The 18,599-nt window shown below is 54.9% G+C and carries 18 protein-coding genes; 4 read left to right on the forward strand and 14 right to left on the reverse strand.

The genetic code is table 11. The annotated features are described in order from the left end of the window. The first annotated feature begins 220 nt into the window (after window positions 1-220). Entirely contained in the window at window positions 221-976 is a 756-nt protein-coding gene (locus HY751_03560; protein ID MBI4665468.1) for an MBL fold metallo-hydrolase, read from the forward strand. 2 nt (window positions 977-978) lie between these two features. Further along, window positions 979-1,254, forward strand: coding sequence for a hypothetical protein (locus HY751_03565; protein MBI4665469.1), 276 nt, complete (start codon window positions 979-981; stop codon window positions 1,252-1,254). 124 nt (window positions 1,255-1,378) lie between these two features. Here the strand turns inward: HY751_03565 and HY751_03570 are convergent, their stop codons facing one another. Genes HY751_03570 through flgB form a run of 8 tightly spaced genes read right to left on the reverse strand, consistent with a single transcriptional unit; the run spans window position 1,379 to window position 8,104 of the window. Then, window positions 1,379-1,975: a hypothetical protein gene (locus HY751_03570; protein ID MBI4665470.1), complete on the reverse strand. Its 597-nt coding sequence runs from the start codon at window positions 1,973-1,975 to the stop codon at window positions 1,379-1,381. Window positions 1,976-2,000: 25 nt separating this feature from the next. Further along, window positions 2,001-2,450, reverse strand: a complete 450-nt coding sequence (fliJ, locus tag HY751_03575) for a flagellar export protein FliJ (GenBank protein ID MBI4665471.1) — start codon at window positions 2,448-2,450, stop codon at window positions 2,001-2,003. 10 nt (window positions 2,451-2,460) lie between these two features. Beyond that, complete coding sequence (locus HY751_03580; protein ID MBI4665472.1) at window positions 2,461-3,777, reverse strand: FliI/YscN family ATPase; 1,317 nt, start codon at window positions 3,775-3,777, stop codon at window positions 2,461-2,463. Then, a complete protein-coding gene (locus HY751_03585; GenBank protein ID MBI4665473.1) occupies window positions 3,770-4,552 on the reverse strand; it encodes a hypothetical protein in 783 nt (260 codons plus the stop codon). The genes HY751_03580 and HY751_03585 overlap by 8 nt, the downstream gene beginning before the upstream one ends. Then, window positions 4,545-5,567: a flagellar motor switch protein FliG gene (gene fliG / locus HY751_03590; GenBank protein MBI4665474.1), complete on the reverse strand. Its 1,023-nt coding sequence runs from the start codon at window positions 5,565-5,567 to the stop codon at window positions 4,545-4,547. Before fliG ends, HY751_03585 begins: the two co-directional genes overlap by 8 nt. Window positions 5,568-5,599: 32 nt before the next feature. Then, window positions 5,600-7,192, reverse strand: coding sequence for a flagellar M-ring protein FliF (gene fliF, locus HY751_03595; GenBank protein MBI4665475.1), 1,593 nt, complete (start codon window positions 7,190-7,192; stop codon window positions 5,600-5,602). A gap of 59 nt (window positions 7,193-7,251) precedes the next feature. Beyond that, a complete protein-coding gene (gene flgC / locus HY751_03600; GenBank protein ID MBI4665476.1) occupies window positions 7,252-7,683 on the reverse strand; it encodes a flagellar basal body rod protein FlgC in 432 nt (143 codons plus the stop codon). Window positions 7,684-7,696: 13 nt separating this feature from the next. Beyond that, window positions 7,697-8,104 carry a flagellar basal body rod protein FlgB gene (gene flgB / locus HY751_03605; GenBank protein ID MBI4665477.1) on the reverse strand — a complete coding sequence of 136 codons (408 nt, stop codon included), beginning with the start codon at window positions 8,102-8,104 and terminating at the stop codon, window positions 7,697-7,699. A gap of 349 nt (window positions 8,105-8,453) precedes the next feature. Here flgB and ftsY point away from each other — a divergent pair, with 349 nt between their 5' ends. Next, the gene (gene ftsY, locus HY751_03610; GenBank protein MBI4665478.1) at window positions 8,454-9,500 is read left to right on the forward strand and encodes a signal recognition particle-docking protein FtsY; all 1,047 of its coding nucleotides are present in this window, start codon (window positions 8,454-8,456) and stop codon (window positions 9,498-9,500) included. 585 nt (window positions 9,501-10,085) lie between these two features. On the opposite strand, the gene HY751_03615 is transcribed toward ftsY, so the two are convergent. Both HY751_03615 and HY751_03620 read right to left on the reverse strand, forming a co-directional pair. Further along, on the reverse strand, window positions 10,086-10,634 hold the full coding sequence (locus HY751_03615; GenBank protein ID MBI4665479.1) for a response regulator: 549 nt from the start codon (window positions 10,632-10,634) through the stop codon (window positions 10,086-10,088). A gap of 41 nt (window positions 10,635-10,675) precedes the next feature. Next, a complete protein-coding gene (locus HY751_03620) occupies window positions 10,676-13,798 on the reverse strand; it encodes a PAS domain S-box protein (protein MBI4665480.1) in 3,123 nt (1,040 codons plus the stop codon). A 791-nt stretch (window positions 13,799-14,589) separates the two neighbouring features. Between HY751_03620 and folK the strand changes: the two genes are divergently transcribed. Then, window positions 14,590-15,435, forward strand: a complete 846-nt coding sequence (folK, locus tag HY751_03625; GenBank protein MBI4665481.1) for a 2-amino-4-hydroxy-6-hydroxymethyldihydropteridine diphosphokinase — start codon at window positions 14,590-14,592, stop codon at window positions 15,433-15,435. A 41-nt stretch (window positions 15,436-15,476) separates the two neighbouring features. On the opposite strand, the gene HY751_03630 is transcribed toward folK, so the two are convergent. Genes HY751_03630 through HY751_03645 form a run of 4 tightly spaced genes read right to left on the reverse strand, consistent with a single transcriptional unit; the run spans window position 15,477 to window position 18,522 of the window. Further along, window positions 15,477-15,713, reverse strand: a complete 237-nt coding sequence (locus tag HY751_03630) for a hypothetical protein (protein ID MBI4665482.1) — start codon at window positions 15,711-15,713, stop codon at window positions 15,477-15,479. Continuing rightward, window positions 15,703-15,972, reverse strand: a complete 270-nt coding sequence (locus HY751_03635; GenBank protein ID MBI4665483.1) for a BrnT family toxin — start codon at window positions 15,970-15,972, stop codon at window positions 15,703-15,705. Before HY751_03635 ends, HY751_03630 begins: the two co-directional genes overlap by 11 nt. A 19-nt stretch (window positions 15,973-15,991) precedes the next feature. Then, complete coding sequence (locus HY751_03640; GenBank protein ID MBI4665484.1) at window positions 15,992-17,479, reverse strand: AAA family ATPase; 1,488 nt, start codon at window positions 17,477-17,479, stop codon at window positions 15,992-15,994. Between the two features lie 53 nt (window positions 17,480-17,532). Then, on the reverse strand, window positions 17,533-18,522 hold the full coding sequence (locus HY751_03645) for a PQQ-binding-like beta-propeller repeat protein (GenBank protein MBI4665485.1): 990 nt from the start codon (window positions 18,520-18,522) through the stop codon (window positions 17,533-17,535). Window positions 18,523-18,599: the final 77 nt, after the last annotated feature.

Raw genomic sequence — 18,599 nt, forward strand, 5'->3', positions numbered from 1 at the left:
AAAGCTCGTCTTCATTTTATTACTAAAAGTCACAATGCAAAGCTATTTATTGATTAAGTTTAAATTAGGAAATGAGCGTAACCATTGCAACAGCCATCGCTGGGTGAATAAAAGTTTATAACTGTTATAAACCATCTGGAACCGCGGTTCGGGTTATGCTAGTATTAAGTTTGAAGTGGGGGGAAATCATTGGGGTGCGCCACCCCGTTTGGAGAAAGTAATGAACTCTGACGATATCGATGTATCCAAACCGGTTGAAATAGCCGAGAACATCTGGTGGATCGGCTTCAACGATAAAAACGCCGGCTTCCATTGCAATCCCTATCTTATGATTGACGGTGATGAGGCAGTGGTGTTCGATCCGGGCTCCATCCCCCATTTCCCCGTGGTTTTATCCAAGCTGTGCAAGCTGGTTTCGTTCAACCAGATATCCAACATCATCGTGACACATCAGGATCCAGACCTGTGCGCCTCCATACCCAGGTTTGAGGAGCTTATTTACGGAACCGAGGGGCAGTGCAACGTGGTGGCCCATTCCCGCGCCACAATCCTCATCGCCCATTACGGCGTAAGGTCGGAGTTTTACAATATAGACCAGCACGACTGGAAGCTCACGCTAAAGTCCGGCAGGGAGTTGAAGTTCATCTTCACCCCCTATCTGCATTTCCCCGGCGCTTACATGACATACGACGCCAATAGCAAAATCCTTTTCTCTGGCGACCTGTTTGGCGGCTTCTCTTTCGATTGGAGCCTTTACGCCAACGAGTACTACATGGAGGCCATGAAAGCGTTCCACGAAAACTACATGCCCTCCAACCAGATATTGCGCCACGCCATGAACAAGCTGGACAACCTGGATATCAAGATGATCGCCTCGCAACATGGCTCAATCATCAACAAAGATATACGCAAATATATCGATGCGCTCAAGAACCTTGATTGTGGTGATTACATCTTCTCTAGCGCCGGAGACTGAACGTGAGCTATAAAATCCTTATTGACCTGGTCATCCAGAGGGAGATGGGCATAATTGGCCGCCATAAAACCCTGGAGGTCGTGAAAGATGTGGGCATTTCCACCGATGACACAGGTGAAACGTTGGAAAACGACCATACTTTTCAAATCAATGACCTTGAAAAGCTGATGACCCGGTTCAATGAAAAATACGGCCCGGTGGCTGTGATGGGATGCAAAATAGCCGTCGCCAGGAAAGCCAGGGAACAAAGCCTGCAACTGCCGCCGATTCTACGATAAACCGGTTTTATTTTTTCTCCCGTCTTCCCGTTCCACTTCTCCGGCATTGTTGGACACTGTAACAATCCCTGACATTTTCAAAATACCCTCCAACTAATTGGAAAGATACTCCTGGTCAAACTGGCTATCTTTTCTTGACTATCTTTTCCGATAGCTTGGAAGCGATATCCGCTGGCATGGCTGAAAGCACCCGGGCGGCGTTACGCTCTTTCATGGCCGAAATTACACGGACGGCGATGGCGGGATCCAGTTGCTGGATGAGAGCGGCGGCGTTTTCCGGGGCCATAGAGGAATAAGTCTTGGCAAGTTTCTGGACGGAGGTCTCCTCCAGGTCACCCCTCTGTTTTATAAGGTCGTCTATCTTGGCCTGGGTGGCCTGCAGTTCAGATATCTGCTTGTCCAGATCTGTCTGCAGGGCGTTGAGCCGCTCCTCTTTCTGTTTTAACTCCTCTTCCTTGGCGTCCAGCGTCTTCTGGCGTTTTTCCACCTCCTGAAGGATTTCAATATCCAGCGCCCCTTCCTCTATTTTTTTTGGTTTGGGCGCGCCGCCGGTTTGCAGGGTGGATTCTTTTCCATTGGCGGTTTCTTCAGCGGCTGTGGGCTGGGTCTGGGCCTCGGCGGCGCCGGGCAGGGTGAACCAGTTCAAGACGTACATGATGGCTACCACCTTTATCGTGATGGCCACCACCGCCAGCGCCAGTAACTTTTTTTTGCGTGTCATGTTTTTCCCGCCGTCTTTTTACGGCCTATGCTCCTGGATTATAGCCCCTGGAGAACCGCATAAGCGCCATCTCGTCGGCGCCTATCCTCTCCTTCCGGGACTCTTCCGCGTCATACCGTTCCCATTCCCGCTCCCGGTGGGCCTCGATGATCTTCTTCTTCTTCACCGCCTCGATGAGCTTTTGACGCTCCATGTCCACTATCTGCAAGGCCTGTTCCGCCTGTTCGCTCTCATACTTGATGTCGGTTTTGACGCCTTTCATGTACGAGTCGTAAAAAATCAGCATTCCCGCGTCCGGGGCGGTTTGCATCATATGGGTTACTTCCCCCATCACCGCGGACTTCTCATGTTCCATGTGGTCGATTTTCTCAAGCTCTTCATAATACCGGCGGTTAGCCTCGGCCAATCCCCGCTTCCGCTCGTCTTCGAGGGTTTTTCGATACCTCAGGAGTGGCTCCAGCCTGTATCTGAACATTTCCGGTATCCTACGCCAGGATGTTCTTCATGGCTTCCACGCAAGCGGGAAGCGGCGAGGACTCTTCGATCCTCTGCTTAAGGAACGTGGTCATGGCGTCTATCTTCGCCAGGGCCAGGTCTATCCTTTTATTCGAACCGGCCACATAAGCGCCGATGTTAATCAGGTCTTCGGCCTCCCGGTAGGTGGCGTATAGCTCCCTGAACCTTATGGCCAGTTGCTGGTGTTGCTGGGAGGTAACATCCACCATGACGCGGCTTATGGATGAAAGCACGTCCACCGCGGGGTAATGCCCCAGCGAAGCCAGACGGCGCGATAGCACTATATGGCCGTCCAGTATGGCCCTGGAGGCGTCGGATATGGGTTCTGAAATGTCGTCTCCCTCGATAAGCACCGTGTAAAGGCCGGTTATGGAGCCCGGCCCGTCGCACGTGCCGGCCCGCTCCAGAAGACGGGGCAAGGCGGCGAACACGGATGGGGTATAACCCTTGGTGGCCGGCGGCTCACCCACGGAAAGGCCGATTTCCCGCTGGGCCATGGAGAAACGGGTTAGCGAGTCCATCATCAACAGGACGTTTTTACCCTGGTCGCGGAAATATTCGGCGATGGCGGTGGCCACATAAGCCCCGCGCAAACGGATGAGCGGCGGGTTGTCGGAGGTGGCCACCACCACAACGCTCCGTTTCATACCCTCCTCACCCAGGTTTTTCTCTATGAACTCCCGAACCTCACGCCCCCGCTCACCTATGAGGGCTATCACGTTTATGTCGGCGTTGGTGTATTTGGCCATCATTCCCAGCAGGACGGATTTACCCACGCCGGTTCCGGCCATGATGCCTATCCTTTGCCCCATGCCCACGGTGAGCAGGCCGTTTATGGAGCGCAATCCCAAATCCAAAGGTTGTGAAATCCTGCGCCGCAAAAGGGGGTTGATGGGATCGGCGTAAAGGGAGCGCTCCTCTTTGCAAAGCAGGGGGCCCAAGCTGTCCACCGGCTGGCCCATGGAGTTTAGCACCCGGCCCAGCACATTGTTATCCACCTTGAAATTGGCGGTCTCGCTACGCACGGCTATGTGGCATCCCGGCGAGATTCCGCGCAGTTCCCCCAAGGGCATCATCAAAATCCTGTTGCCGGAAAAACCCACCACCTCGGCGCTTATGGGCTCGCCCCCTTCTTTGGGAAATATGTCGCACACGCCGCCGATGGAAAGGTCCGGCCCTATTCCCTCCACCACAAGGCCCACCACCCTGGCAACTTTGCCGGAAACCTTAATGGGGCGGCTTTTGGCTATGGCCTCGTTAAACCTGGTGAAATCCAGCTTAACCATTTTCTATTTTGCTCTCTTCTATGGCCCTAAGCAGGCTTTCCCGCATTGACTCCAGCTGGGTTTCCACCCTGGCGTCTATGGAGCCTATGTTGGTCTCCAGCATGCATCCGCCACGGGTTATCAGCGGGTCGCCCTTGAAGGTCACCTTGTCTATGTCTTCCACTTCTTTACCCAGTTCCGGCCTGAACTTTTCGGCTTCGGCCATGTCCTGGGGATTGATGTGGATAATCATATCTTCCCTGGCCTGCAGTTTTCGCACGGCGCTACGGATAACGTTCCTGATTAAAGCGGGATTTTTCTCGATCTCGTTACCCAGAGCCGCGGCGGCCACGTTTATCACAAGGTGGGCCATTTCCTCCTCGGCCTGCCCGTAAAAAACATCCCGGGCCGTCATAAGTTCTTTTACCAGGCTTTGGAACGTGGTCATCACCGGATCGGCGGCTTTCAAGCCTGCGGTGTATCCATCTTTGTGGCCCTGGGTATAGCCTTCGTTCCGCGCCTGGTCCCGGATAACTCCGGCCTGGGCCCGGGCGGCGCTGACTATTTCTTCCGCCTCGTCCATGGAGCGGCGCAGGATTTCGTCCCGGCGAAGCCCTCCTTTGTAATCAAAATCGAATCCGCCCGGAATGAACTCCGGCGGTCCGGTGGGGGCTTCTTTGTCTGGCACAAACTCCGCCGTTTTGCGGAAGGCCTCCACCTCGCTGGCCTTTGTGAAGTCCGCCAGCTGGAAGTTCCTGGCCTGTTTGGCGGCCTCGCCTTTGTATATCCTAGACAAGCTCTTCGCCTCCTCCGGCCAGCACCACCTTGCCCTCTTCCTCCAGCCGTTTTACCACCCGCAGGATGGACTGCTGGGCCTTCTCCACTTCCGACAGCCGGACAGGCGGCATCGTTTCCAGGTCTTCCTTCATCATCAAGGCCGCGCGTTCGGACATGTTGGCGAAAATCTTGTCCTTCAGCTTCTCGCTGGTGGTTTTCATGGCTACCAACAGCTCGTTCTGGTCTATCTCCTTGAGGATGGTCTGCATGCCGCGGTCGTCGATCTTTATCATATCCTCGAACACGAACATCCTCTGCCTTATGCCTTCGGCCAGCTCCGGGTTGAGCGCCTCTATCTCCGACAGCACGTTTACTTCCGTGGCGTGGTCCATGCTGTTTATTATTTCCGCCACCGACTCCAGGCCGCCCAGCTGGCTTCCTTCCATGGCTCCCGTGGTGCGGAACTCGTGGGCCAGCGCCTCGTCCAGCTCTTTTATGACGCCCGGCGGTATGCGCTCCAGCGTGGCGATGCGGTAAGTGACTTCCGACTGGAACTTCTCAGGCAGTTCTTTTATAACCAAAGCGGCGTGTTGAGGATCCAGATGGGCCAGGATTATGGCGCACGTCTGCGGATGCTCGTTACGCAGGAAAGATGCCACCGTCTTAGGATCCAGATGGCGCACCGCTTCCAGGCCGCCGCCAACGTTCTCCTCCTCACCGGCGGTCACCCTGTCCAGTATCTCCCCTACCTTCTTGGGATCCAGGGCGCTTTCCAGGACCTTCCGCAGGTACTCGCGCCCGCCCGAGGCGTAACCGCCCCGGCCCGACTCGATAAGATCCACGAACTCCTCCACGATATTGTTGAGAAGCTCGTTGGACACACTGGTCATGGTGCTCATGTACATGGAGACTTTCTGAATCTCGTTCTCGTCCATCTCGGCGAGAATTTTTGACGCCAGGTCGTCACCCACGGCGATGAGCAGGGCCGCCGCCTTCTCGGGACCCGACAGGTTTTTTCTTTCTGGACCGGCCATGGCTTTATATTCCTGTTTTCAACCTATAGTGATTAACGCCGCGATTTCAGCCATTCGCGGAGCATTTCCGCGGATGATTTCGGGTTTTCCATGATCATCTGGCGGATTTTCGCCCGGTAATCCGTTTCTTCTTCGACCCCCGGTTTTATCCCCATCCGGGCTTCCATCTGCTGGACTGTTTGCGGGAAGGCCCTCAGCTCTTCCATCTCCCGGCTGGTGGCGGTTATCCAACCCAGCACCGGCCGGATCATGAAGAGGAACACTATCAACACCAACGCCCCTATCCCTACATATTTTAATATGTCCATCATGGGCAGTCCAGATACCGCGGCTTCCTCCTCCAGCCCGGCCTCGGCGCGGGAAGTGTCGAACGGGGCTGACTGGACCGTAACAGCGTCCCCCCGGGCGGCATCCACACCGGCGGCGGTCTTTATAAGCTCTGAAAGCTGACTCAGTTCTTCGTCAGTACGCGGCTGGTATTCCTTTTCGCCAGGCTGGCCGCCTTCTTTAGTGGCGTATTTCCCATCTACAATCAATGCGATAGAAAGTTTCTTGATGGCCCCAACCGGATCAACCGAATGGGAAACCACCTCGTTTATCTCATAATTCACCGTTTCCTGGGTAGCTGTGCTTGAGGGTGGCGTTCCCGCCGTCATCTGGGCCTCTTCACCCCCCGGTACGTTACTGGCCACCCCGGGTACACCCACCGGCGACTGGGCGCCTACGGATTTATTCTCGCTTCTCTGTTCGCTCCGGGCCACCTGGCTGTTGGGGTCGAACTTTTTCTCGGTGCGCTCGGTCTTGGTGAAGTCAATCTCCGCGCTCACCCGGGTGACGGCTTTTCCATACCCCACCACGTTTTCGATCATGCTGGTGATGCGTTTCTCCAGGTCTTTCTCAACATTGGTTTTATAGTCCAGCTGGGTGGACGATAGCCGGGCCGCCTCGTCGGAGGTTTCGCCGCCGAAAAGAAGCCTGCCGTTCACGTCCACCACCGTCACGTTTTCGGGTTTCAATCCTTCCACCGATGAGGCCACCAGGTGGGCGATGCCCATCACCTGCTCCTTGTTAAGCCCGTGGCTTGTGGCCAGCTGAAGGATGACGGAAGCGGTGGGCTCCTCTTTGTCCTTGGTGAAAAGTTTTTTCTCGGGCAACGCTATATGCACCCGGCAAGACCTTACTTCTTTGAACCGGCCTATGGTGCGGGCCAGTTCGCCCTGAAGGGCGCGTTTGAAATTGAGTTTCTGCACGAAATCTGTCATGCCGAAGGTGGTTTTGTCGAATATCTCAAATCCAACGCCGCCGCCCACTGGCAAGCCCTCGGAAGCCAGTTTAAGCCTCTGTTCATGCACCATTTCGGAGGGCACCATTATGGCCGTGCCGTCGGACATGAGCTGATAGGGAATCTGCGCCTCCGACAGTTTCTGGGTTATGGCCCCGGAGTCCTCATGCGACAGGCCGGAGAAAAGCACCTGGTAGTCCGGCTTCTTGGAGAGGTAGGCCGCCCCCAATATGCCCCCCAGCGCCAGCACAGCCACCATCGCCATGGCCGCTTTCCTGGATGCGGGAAGACTCTTGTTGGCTTCCAGCAACTGGGCCCAGACTTTTTTCAGAAACTCTACCATTTATTCCTCCCGCCTCTATTACTCACTGGCTTCATCTTTCAGTTCAACCGGTTTATCTGTTATCTCTGGCCTATCTCAAGAGCCCGCTGGGCCATGGTCTTGGCGGTGTTCACCGCCGTGGCGTTGGCCTCGAACGAACGGGACGCGTTTACCATGTCCAGCATTTCCTCCATGACGTTTACGTTGGGCATGGCCACGTATCCATTTTCGTCGGCGTCTGGATGGGATGGGTCGAACACCATCTTGGGCTGGCTTTTGTCCGACTTTATCTCCACCACCTGCGCTTCGCGGATGGCGCCGTCCAGAGCCTGGCCGAACCCTCCCTCCGCCACGGGAACGGCGGAAGCCACCACCATCTTCTTTTGATAGGGCCCCCCTTCGGGCGTCCGGGTGGTGTTGATGTTGGCGAGGTTGCTGGATATCACGTTCATCCTGGTCCTCTGGAGGCTCATGCCGCTTGAGCTTATTTTCATGGCAGTCATCAGGTCCATGGCTTATCTCTCCTTATCTTCCGGCGCTTTGCAGGACGCTTGTCACGCCGGACAATTTTTTGTTGAGCGCCGCTATCATGGTTTCGTATTCCATCCGGGCCGACACCAGATTGTTCATCTCCTGGTCCGGGTTTACTGTGTTTCCATCCAGCCTGGCGCCCTCTACAACCTGGGTTATCTCGGGCTGGACGCCATTGATTCCTTTGCCCATCAACGGGTAATGCCTGGGGTTGGTTCCGGTCATGCCGAAATCTTTGCCCATGGCCGCCGCCAGGTTTTTTTCGAACTCCACGTTTACCGCTTTGTATCCAGGGGTTTCGGCGTTGGCGATATTGGCAGCCACGGAGTTGACACGGGTAACGGTCAAATCCAGCCCCCGCTGGAGATAACCCAACTCTTTTATTTTTAAAAAGTCGCCCATTTGCCAAACCCGCTGTAAATCAATAGTCAAAATCCCGGCATGCGCCGGCTTGCCGTAAAATTAAGCAATCCATGTGCCAATTGAATCCACATTCATACAATCAACCCATCTACAAGGTGGGCTTCTATTGGCGCATCACCTTATTTTTCCGCTGGATATGTATAATTTAGCGGCAATGGCATTGAAGCATTGCGCGGCGCATCGAACGAAAAATAATCCCAAATTCATTAGGCAGGCTTTTCAGCGACGGAATTTTGACAGGGATAGCTGTTTAGAATCGCCAAGCCCTTCTAAAATTGGCGGGAAACCATATGTTATAATCTTCTAATTTAAGCGTTTTCCACGAAATATGATTTTCAGCCTTTTCGGTAAGAAAAAAACTCCACCAGCCCCGGCACAACCAGAGCCGGTTCCGCAAACACCGGTTGTAACAAGCGCTCCCGAAACCACCGGCAAAGGATTGTTTGGCGGGCTTTTCAAGGGTCTTGCCAAAACAAGGCAGGGGCTTGCCCGGGGTTTCGAACGGCTAATAGGAGCCCACGCCAAGCTGGATGACGAGTTTATGGATGACCTGGAGGAAGTGCTTCTGGCCTCCGACATCGGGGTGGACATCACGAACCGCATCGTTTCAGACCTGCGGCGGGACGTGAAAAAGAACCTGCTCAAGAACACCGCCGAGGTGGTGGAATTCATCAAAAAAGAGCTTATCGCCATTATCAAGCAGGACATCTTCGACCAGGGCTCCGATTCCGATGAGAAACCAAGGGTGATTCTGGTTGTTGGTGTGAACGGCTCCGGAAAGACCACCACCATAGGCAAACTCACCGCCAAATTCACCGGCGAGGGGAAATCCGTGATTCTGGCCGCCGCGGACACTTTCAGGGCCGCCGCCATAGACCAGCTGGAGGAATGGGCGCGCCGCTCCAACGCGGACATTGTCCGCCACAACCCTGGGGCGGACCCTTCCGCCGTGGTGTTCGACGCCATCCGCGCCGCCCGGGCCCGGAACCGCGACGTTTTGATCGTGGACACCGCCGGAAGGCTTCACAACAAGGCCAACCTGATGGAAGAACTTAAGAAGGTGCGGCGGGTAATCGAGCGGGAAATGCCCGGCGCCCCTCACGAAACCCTGCTGGTGCTGGACGCCACCACCGGCCAGAACGCCGTGAACCAGGCCACCGTTTTCCATTCGGCGGCGCCACTCACCGGGCTGGCGCTGACCAAACTGGACGGAACCGCCAAGGGGGGCGTGGTGATAAACATCATGGAGCAGTTGAAGGTGCCGGTGAAACTTATCGGCGTGGGGGAAGGGATTGAAGACCTGCGCCCCTTCGACCCGCAGGAGTTTATAGACGCCGTTTTTGCTACTTCGGAACTGAAAGAGGTGGGGGCGTAATTTGCTGTCACCCCGTGCCTGCCGAGGGGCTCCCGCCTTGGCATACAAGGTTATGGTTCAACAGGCTTAATCCAGCCTTGACATGAACCATAGAATTTCACCATGACAAATGCAGGGAAGGATTCCGGGTGAGAATATCCCCAATAGTGGGAACATTGTCATGCCGGGCTTGACCCGGCATCGAGGCTTCGTACATTCCCCGTTGAGGCCCTGATCCCGGCTCGCGCTACGCTTGGCCGGGATGACAAATGGAGCACCGCGAGTTTATCGAAGGGTGACATGGAACGAGCCGCAATAAAATGTTGCGCTTCACCGGGGTCGCTGACCCAATTCCCGTGGTCGGGCGGGGCTGTTCCCCAAACCGTTTCCCGCAATGTCACCCCGGCCAAGCGAAGCGCGAGCCGGGGCCACGACCTTATATGTATTTGAAAAAAGGGCCTGATCCCGGGTCTCCGCTTGCGCTACGCTTGGCCGGGACGACATCGCTGAAACGGCGCTAAACTATTTGGGCAACAGCCCGGGGCGACCACTGGGAAGCGGTCAAGGTCATTGTTCGGCAATTTCACCATGGCAGGCTCACCCCGCCTATTCCTCCTGGATAGAACTTATGTAATAACCGTGCGAGTCCAGCTTTAGTTTCGTAAGACCCGGATGCTCCTTCTCCAGCCGCGCCAGTTCCTGTTTGGTCAACTTCATCATGTCATCCATATCGGCCAGCTCTTTCTGCTGGGCCCGGACCTGGTCCGCCAAAGCCTGGTTTTCCATTAAAAGCCCGTTATAGGCTATGGCCTGAGCAATGGTGGACTTTAACTCGTACTCCTCCCAGGGTTTGGAAATGAACCGGTATATCTCCGCCTCGTTGATGGCGCCAACCAGCTCTTCCCGGTCGGTATAACCGCTAAGGATAAGGCGGGCGGCGTTGGGCTGTCTTTGCTTGAAGGCGGCCAGGAATTTAACGCCGTTCATTTCCGGCATCCGGTAGTCGGACAAGACGAGATCGAACGTGGCCTCGTTGGCCCTTTCCAGCGCCTTGAAGGGGGAGTCGAAGGTTTCCACCTCGTAATCCTCCGCCAGCGACCGGCCCAGGGACTTTAAGATGTTCGACTCATCATCAACGACCATTACTCTGTACATATAATGACTATACTCCCATTTATTCAGGAATTATATCACCATCAGGTACCATTATTCTTCCTGACCGCGGGAAGCCAAATCTTGAACCTGGTCCCCCTGTCCGGCTCGCTTTCCACGGTGATATGCCCATCATGCTTGCTCACCACGCTATAGGCCAGCGAAAGGCCAAGCCCGGTGCCCTGCCCCACCGGCTTGGTGGTGAAGAACGGGTCGAATATCCTTTTTAAATGCTCCGGGGGTATGCCGGGGCCGTTGTCTATTATTTCCACCGCCACGCCTTCGTTTTCCATATACGTCTTGATGGTTATCAAACCGTTCTCGGTAATGGCCTGGGCGGCGTTTACGATAATGTTCATGAACACCTGGTTCAACTGCATCGGCATGCATTCCACCAAGGGTATGTCGCCGTATTCCTTTACCACCTTCGCCTTGTACTTTATCTCGTTATTCACGATGTTCAGTGTGCTGTTGAGCCCGGTGTGCAGGTCGTACAACACCCAGGTGGTGTCCGCCGTGTGGGAGAAATCCCGCAGGTCCTGAACAATATATTTGACGCGGTTTATGCCCTCCCGCGATTCGGTCATCAAATCGAAAATGTCGCTCTTTACATATTCCAGCCGCGCCTTGCGTTTTACCTCCTCTAGCCGGTCCAACTCCTCCTTGGGAAGCGCTTTTTCGGCGCCGGCGTATTCGTCCATCACCTTGAAAATGTCCTGAACGTACCTCTCCAGCGAGCCTATATTCGAATATACATACCCGATGGGGTTGTTTATTTCATGGGCCACGCCAGCCGCAAGCTGGCCGATAGACGCCATCTTTTCGGATTGTAGCAGGGCTTCTTCGGCTTCTTTTTGCTTTGTAATGTCTTCCTTGACAGCGACGAAATGGGATATGTTCCCCGCACTGTCACGCACCGGCGATATGATGGCCGCCTCCCAGAAAAGCTCTCCGTTTTTCTTTTTGTTCCTGAATTCCCCCTTCCACACCCGGCCGGTCAATATGGTGTCCCACATTCGCTTATATTCGGACTGGGTGGTATGGCCGGACTTGAGTATCCTTGGATTCTGGCCTATCAGCTCCTCAAGGTTATAACCCGTTATCTCGGTCACCCTGCAGTTTCCGTAAACAATTTTCCCGTCCACATCTGTTATAACAAACGCGGTACTGCTCTGCTCCACCGCCACCATGAGCAGTTTCAGCCGCTCCACGACGCTTTGGCGCTCCAGATGCCCCGATATTATCTCCGCGGCCACTTTCAATAAGCGCGCGTCCTCGGTGGACCACATTCTTGTCTTTTCCGTGTCGTCAAAACCCAGGAAACCGGCCAGCGAGCCGTCCCTTATGGCTATAGGCACCACGAGCAACGACTTTATGTCCTGCGCTTGTAAAACCTTTTTCTCGTCCATGGCCTCAGGCGGCATGGACTCCACATCCTGTATTATTATGGTTTCCCCTCTGTTTAACTTCTCCATCCACCATGGAAGGGTGGAAGTCTCGATACCCCTCAGGTTGGTTATCTGCGGCTCTGTCCCCTCCTTGCACCATTCATGGGTATTGTCCATAACCGATCCCCCATCCCGTATGCTGAATATGTAGGAACGGTTGGCGTCCACCGCCCTGCCGATGATCTCCAGGGCTTTCCCAATGTCCGCTTCTTCACCGGAAGCGAATAAAGCCGAGAATTCGGCTATGGCTTTTTCCAGCTTTAGCATATAGGCTGTGGTCTTTTCGGCCTGGGCTTGTTCGGTAATGTCTATTCCGGCTCCGATTATTACGGCGTTTCTCTCGGATGTGGCTGGGACAACCGTGTTTGACCATGAAATGAGCCGCTTATCCCCATCCTTGGTGAGCCATTGCCCTATATACCGTGAAGGCTTCTGGGTTTCCCTTAAGGCTGTCATCGTCATTTGGGCTTTGGAGATCTCTTCCGGCGGGATAAGCCGTTCCCAAACCTTTTCTCCGGCCAATTCCGCTGATTTATACCCTGTCAGCTTTTCGCAAGCCTTGTTAAAAGTGATTATCCGCCCCTTCTCGTCCATGGCGATTATCAGCGCGGCGGTGATGTCCAGAATGGAGGAGATGTATTTGCTCTCCCCCTTTAGCGTTTTAATGGCCTGTTTGTATTCGGTTATGTCCCGCCCATATACGTTTATGTATGCGTATTCCGGGAAAGGAACAAAAACCAGGGAAAAACTCTTATCATTTATTTCAGTTATAAGTTCCCGGTTTACCCGGGCCCTATACGCCGATAGCGCGGCTTCCCTATAGTCTTCCGGAAGCGCCACCCGATTGGCGCCTTCCCATATCCCCAGCATAAGGCCGCTGGCGGTGTTGGCGTAAAGCACAATCCCGTCCGCGTTCACGCGGAAAACCGGATTCGGGTTCTCCGACGGGAACTTGGCGACACTCATGACGGACTCTTCGGCCATCATCTTTCCGGCGCGGGTTTTCAGGGTTAAAACTCCGAACGCCAAATCCCCGGTCAGCTCCGAAAGAATCTCCATCTCCTTTTCATTAAAAACATTTTCCGCGCCGGAATACAGGGCGATAGCCCCAAGCACATTGCCGTTGTCCCTTAATGGCAGACACACCACGGACTTGTAACCTTGTTTAAGCGACACCACGGCCCATTCCGGGAACCTTGTTTCGGAAATTATGCTGTTGCATATCACCGGCGCCCCGGAACTGACAGCTATCGCTTCCGGGCATGAAACACACCCTTTGGCCATCTCGCCCATGAAACCTGTAAAACATTCCCCCGACGGGCTGGAACATTGGGAAATCCTTATTTGCCCGTTATCGTCCAGTAAAAACGCCCACGCCATTTGATACCCGCCCAGCTTAACGATGAACTCGCAGGTTTTTTGAAGCATCTCCTGCTCGGTGGAGGATCTTATGAGCATCTGGTTGGAGTTTATGACGATCTTGTAAAGGCGGTTTAAAACCTCCACCTCTTGTTGCTCCACTTTAAGGGCCTTTTCATGTTGCCTGATCAACGCGTAAAGCAACAGGGTGACGAACAAAACGAAGGTGGAGTCTTTTAAAATATGGATGGGAACAAACGGGAAAGACATTACATCAACAACCACCACCCACATATAAGCTATGAAGGCGAAAACCAGCACTATAAGGAAGGGGGACAGGGAGGGAAATAAATTGATCATCGCCTTGGCGCTTGATGAATTCTATGGCCTTAATTATATCTAATTTATTGTACCGCATGTTAAGGGAAAAGATTGCCCTGTACCGGTCAAGCCAGGAGCCCATAGTGGGAACATTGTCATGCCGGGCTTGACCCGGCATCGGGGCTTCGTCCATTCCCCGTTGAGTCTCTGATCCCGGCTCGCGCTACACTTGGCCGGGATGACAAATGGCGCACCGCGAGTTTATCGAAGGGTGATATGGAACGAGCCGCAATAAAATGTTGAGCTTCTCCGGGGTCGCCTGACCCCGGTCTTCTCCACTCCGAATAGGAATCCGTGGTCGGGCGACCACGGGGAAGCGTTCACATGGCGGCCACGGGGAAGCGACCATGTGGCGGCCACGGGGAAGCGTAAGAATATCCCCAATAGTGGGAACATTGTCATGCCGGGCTTGACCCGGCATCGGGGCTTCGTCCATTCCCCGTTGAGTCTCTGATCCCGGCTCGCGCTACACTTGGCCGGGATGACAAATGGCGCACCGCGACCCCGTTGAGTCTCTGATCCCGGCTCGCGCTACGCTTGGCCGGGATGACAAATGGCGCACCGCGAGTTTATCGAAGGGTGACATGGAACGAGCCGCAATAAAATGTTGCGCTTCACCGGGATCGGGCGACCACTGGGAAGCATATGTGGCAATGTGGCAGTGCGCCTGTCGTGGCGCCATGCGCCGCCTCGCCCATATCCGCACAGCCGTGCTATTCTTTTAGAACCCGGCGCTTGTCCGGTATTGACCAACTGGAGACAAATTGGGAATGAGCGACCGTATAATCCTGGAAACGCTGGAGACCGAGTGCATCATAGGCATTTTCGACTGGGAAAGGGTAAACCGCCAGCGGGTTACGGTGGACCTTTCGCTGGAATGCGACATCCGTTCAGCCGCCCACAGTGACGACATAAAAGACGCGGTGGATTACAAATCCCTCTCCAAAGATATTATCACCTTCGTCGAAGCCAGCGGCTATAAGCTTATCGAGACGCTGGCCGAACAGATAGCCCGGATATGCCTGGCCAGGGGCGGCGTGAAAAAAGCCACGGTGCGCGTATCCAAACCCGGAGCCGTGCGATCTTCGAAAAACGTTTCCATAGAAATAACCCGGCCTGTGGCGGCTGGAGGGGTTAAAGTGTATTTCGGGATAGGCGCAAACCTGGAGCCGGACAAGAACATCGAAAAAGCGCTGGGCCTGCTTCGCTCAAGGTTCAACGTAACGGCTGTGTCCTCGCGGTACCGCTCCCCTGCCTGGGGGGTGAAAGAGCCGCAACCGGATTACATAAACCTTGCCGTGGCCGCGGAGACCGGGCGGGACCTTTTCGCCACCCGGGCGGAGCTGAAACTTATCGAGGAGCTTTGCGGCAGGGCAAGAAACGGCGACAAGTTCGCGCCGCGAAGCATGGATATAGACCTGATCATGTATGGCGACACGATTGTGAACGAACCGGCGGTGGTTATCCCCCACCCCCACCTTTTAACCCAGCAATTCGTGTATTACCCCATGATGGACATCGCCCCGGACGCGGTTGTGCCCGGCGCCGGGAAACCGTTGCGGGAAATAACGCCCGCCTACGCCCAGGCGGAACTGCCTATAGTGCCTGTGAGTTGAAATGACAATAACTATTAAAAATGCCGCCGGGAAAACGGTGGTCAGCGGGAATGTTTTGTAAGGCGCCGGGTTGTCTTCGTCAAGTCCAGCAATGACCGCAAGGCGTCATTTACCGAGGCTGAATCTGTAAACGCTTTCGCCACATCCGGCTCCAGCATTACAATGTTTGCGCCTTCCTTCAATAGCCGCTTGTCATATTTGCCACGAACGGCCTTGGTATAATCAAAGCTATATTCGGGGCGCAATTCATCGCTGGTTACTTTCCCTTTAGCTTTCATGCCGTCTCCTTTCAAGCGCCGTTGCGGGACGAGCGCTTATTATACGAATGGCGTTACCCCGCTCCGTGTGGGAAACCACCAGTAACCGGCTCTGATTTGAGTACCCGACAGTTATAAACCTTTGCTCATCAATCGAGTGGTCCGGGTCATGAAAAGTCGCCGACAATCCATCATAAAATACTGTCACGGCTTCATCAAACGCTACACGGTGCTTTTTTAGATTTCTCTTCGCTTTGTCCCTGTCCCACTCGAAGATCATGATCAGACTTTATCACAATTCATGGGTTTTTCGCCGAGGCGGGCCGGGCCCTGTGCTGGGCCCATTGCCTTAGGGCCTCTATGTTCTCCGCCATGGTCCTGGACAGGGGCACCGTAAGCTCCATGGCGTGGCTTATGTCGGCGCTTATAAATTCGCGGTTTTCGGCGAAGGCCGTGTGCATCGCCTCCACTATGGCCATTTCTATCTCGGCGCCGGAATAACCTTTGGATTTTGCTACGAGATTGCCGATGTCGAATCCGTCCACCTTGCGTTTGCGTTTTTCAATGTGGATATTGAATATCTGGCCCCGTTCGCTGTCCCCCGGCAGGTCTATAAAAAATATCTCGTCGAACCTGCCTTTCCTCAACAGTTCCGGCGGCAGGTCTTCTATGGAGTTGGCGGTGGCGATTACGAAAACCGGCCGTTTCTTCTCCTGCATCCACGTGAGGAACGTGCCGAATATGCGAGCCGTAACCCCCGCGTCTGTGGCGCCGGAGGATTTGATGCCGGAGAAACCCTTTTCTATTTCATCTATCCAAAGGATCACCGGCGAAAGCGATTCGGCGGTGGCGATGGCCTTGCGGATGTTCTCTTCAGACGAGCCTATGTAAGACGAGAATATGCGCCCCATGTCCAGCCTTAATAGCGGCTGGCTCCACAGGTTGGCCACGGCCTTGGCGGCGAGGCTTTTTCCGCATCCCTGCACGCCCAGCAATAAAAGCCCCTTGGGCATGGGCAGGCCATAGTCCCGCGCCCGTTTGGTGAACGACGATTTACGGTCCACCAGCCATTTCTTTAAATAATCCAGCCCGCCAACGCTGTTCATGTTTTCGGAGGTGTCGAAATACTCCAGCGTTCCGGATTTGCGTATAAGCTGTTTTTTCTCGAAGAGGATAAGCTGTATGTCCCGGGAATCGAACGAATGGTCTGTAAGCAGGCATTTGGAGAAAATCCGGCGGGCCTCCGTCAACGTAAGCCCCATTGCGGCGCTCACCACCGCGTCCTTATCGTCTTCGGTGAGGGACACGGAAAGTTTCGGGTTGCGGGCGGCGAACGCCAGCGCCTCCTCCAGCACGCCGCGGATGTCCGCCCGGCCGGGCATGGGCATATCAATTATCGTTATGTCTTTCTCCAGTTCCGGCGGGGTCTTCAGCGTTGGGGAGAGGATCACCAGGGTTTTTTGCGACCGGGAGAACTCTCGCGCCAGGTCCCTCAATTTTCTAATCACCTGGTCGTTCTCCATGTAATGATGGAAATCTCGCAGGGTGATTATGGAAGACTCGGTGGAGGCCAGGGCCGTATCCAGCGCATCGGTGGCTTTTTTTGCGGGCTGGGCGGAGCCGTCGTCGCTGGTGATGGACCAGAATGACGTTTTTTTGTTCAACTCGGCGGCGATGGAGGCAATCAGTTTTTCCGCCCGCTCCTCCTCGTGGGTAAGCAGGTAAATTATCGGAAACCGGGAGCGGATCAACAGTTTCAGTTCGGTTGCAAGCTCCTGCTCGGACATGGCCCCTCGATTGAAATTGGAATTGTTCCCCGTAGGGGAAGTTTACCAGCGTCTCACAGCTCCAGGTAATCGAAATCGTTTTCCCCGGGCTTTTTTTCTTTCGGGGTGGGCGCGGGCCTGGGTTCCTTTTTCAGCTCGGGTTTAGGCTCCGGCTTCTCCGGCTCGGCCACGGCCACGCCATGACCGGCTCCGTAACAGGACACAACGCCTTTGTCCGTCACGGTAACAATGCGCGACCCGTCCAGGGCCATCTCCACAAACACCACGGGCCGGGCGGATTTAGCGCTCCACAAGTACTCACCCTGCCGGTTCAGCGCGGTCAACTCCCCATCGAACCCAGCGGCGGCTATCAATGCGCCGGATTCATCAACGCCTATGCGGACTACCTGGAAGCCCGGATTTACAGTGGTCAACTGGCTTTCGGCCATATCCACAAAACAGAAGCCCTCCTCTTTCAACGCCAGGTACACCCCCGCCCCCCTGGAGCTTACTTTAAGGTCGAAAATGGTCCTGCCCAGCGAAAGCTCGCTCACCGGGTCGAACTTCGAGTTGTAGTACCCTATCCACCCCAAGGCGCCCGCCACAAAAAACCCACCGGAGCGGGGCGCGAACCGGGCGAAGGCCACCGGCTCCTGAGTGTGCACTATCCTCGCCCGCTCACCACCGGCGCTCATCACGTGGAACCTTCCCTTGTGCGAGGCCACCACCGCCGATTGCCCCCCGGCTTTTACCGCAAGGGTCTTCCCGTCCCGATCCACGAAATGCTCCCATTCAAGCTCCGCGTCACGGGTGATTTTCATCAGCTTGCCCTGGGTGGTCAAAACGTAAATCATGGAACCGTCGGCGGTGATCCTGCTCTCCAGCGGGGCAAAATCCAGCTTGTGGTCCCACACCACGCCACCGTTTGGGTTTATCAGGGCCAGCCGGTCGCGGTTGTCGCTTATCACCACGTCACCGGAATCCCCCGCCAGTGACACAGAGTCCACAGGGCGGCAATGGGTATGCTCCCAGAGTTTTAGAAACTTCACTGAATTTGCGGCCATGGGCGTATTTTATCCCACCGGGGATTTTTAATCAGCCCTTCTTGCTCCGCGCCCGGAACGCGGTTAGACTTAATAGG

This window comes from Nitrospinota bacterium (assembly GCA_016208975.1).
Classification (GTDB): Bacteria; Nitrospinota_A; UBA7883; order UBA7883; family JACRLM01; genus JACQXA01.

Bases quoted from the DNA above. Each gene is read 5' to 3' on its own strand.
- HY751_03640 (MBI4665484.1), bottom strand. From the start codon at position 17,479: ATGTCCGAGCAGGAGCTTGCAACCGAACTGAAACTGTTGATCCGCTCC.
- HY751_03560 (MBI4665468.1), top strand. From the start codon at position 221: ATGAACTCTGACGATATCGATGTATCCAAACCGGTTGAAATAGCCGAG.
- HY751_03630 (MBI4665482.1), bottom strand. From the start codon at position 15,713: ATGAAAGCTAAAGGGAAAGTAACCAGCGATGAATTGCGCCCCGAATAT.
- fliF (MBI4665475.1), bottom strand. From the start codon at position 7,192: ATGGTAGAGTTTCTGAAAAAAGTCTGGGCCCAGTTGCTGGAAGCCAAC.
- HY751_03635 (MBI4665483.1), bottom strand. From the start codon at position 15,972: ATGATCTTCGAGTGGGACAGGGACAAAGCGAAGAGAAATCTAAAAAAG.
- HY751_03620 (MBI4665480.1), bottom strand. From the start codon at position 13,798: ATGATCAATTTATTTCCCTCCCTGTCCCCCTTCCTTATAGTGCTGGTT.
- fliG (MBI4665474.1), bottom strand. From the start codon at position 5,567: ATGGCCGGTCCAGAAAGAAAAAACCTGTCGGGTCCCGAGAAGGCGGCG.
- fliJ (MBI4665471.1), bottom strand. From the start codon at position 2,450: ATGTTCAGATACAGGCTGGAGCCACTCCTGAGGTATCGAAAAACCCTC.
- folK (MBI4665481.1), top strand. From the start codon at position 14,590: ATGAGCGACCGTATAATCCTGGAAACGCTGGAGACCGAGTGCATCATA.
- ftsY (MBI4665478.1), top strand. From the start codon at position 8,454: ATGATTTTCAGCCTTTTCGGTAAGAAAAAAACTCCACCAGCCCCGGCA.
- HY751_03645 (MBI4665485.1), bottom strand. From the start codon at position 18,522: ATGGCCGCAAATTCAGTGAAGTTTCTAAAACTCTGGGAGCATACCCAT.
- HY751_03580 (MBI4665472.1), bottom strand. From the start codon at position 3,777: ATGGTTAAGCTGGATTTCACCAGGTTTAACGAGGCCATAGCCAAAAGC.
- flgB (MBI4665477.1), bottom strand. From the start codon at position 8,104: ATGGGCGACTTTTTAAAAATAAAAGAGTTGGGTTATCTCCAGCGGGGG.
- HY751_03570 (MBI4665470.1), bottom strand. From the start codon at position 1,975: ATGACACGCAAAAAAAAGTTACTGGCGCTGGCGGTGGTGGCCATCACG.
- flgC (MBI4665476.1), bottom strand. From the start codon at position 7,683: ATGGACCTGATGACTGCCATGAAAATAAGCTCAAGCGGCATGAGCCTC.
- HY751_03615 (MBI4665479.1), bottom strand. From the start codon at position 10,634: ATGTACAGAGTAATGGTCGTTGATGATGAGTCGAACATCTTAAAGTCC.